General features: G+C 55.9%; 1 protein-coding gene. It reads left to right on the top strand.

The features are described from left to right. A partial coding sequence (locus S1OALGB6SA_RS09960; RefSeq protein WP_371686011.1) for a hypothetical protein occupies positions 1 to 236 on the top strand: 236 nt, incomplete at both ends.

The raw sequence follows: 236 nt of genomic DNA, 5'->3' as shown, positions 1-236 counted from the left end.
GCTCGCCTCCCAACGGCAACGAAAACAATGGAGGCGGTGGAAGTAGCGACAACGATGGTGATCGGGGCGACGATGCTCAAAACCGCCAAGACCAGTCACAAGATGGCGATAATGAAGACGCAGACGGCTCGCCTTCCAACGGCAACAGGAACAATGGCTGGCTTAGGAGTGGCTGGAATAAATTTAGGAACTGGTTTACGGCCCCGAATAGGGGCCCGGAAATCGAGCACCCTCCT

This window comes from Olavius algarvensis spirochete endosymbiont (assembly GCA_900608495.1).
GTDB lineage: Bacteria > Spirochaetota > Spirochaetia > DSM-2461 > DSM-2461 > UBA2779.
This window is presented reverse-complemented; position numbering and strand designations above follow the sequence as displayed.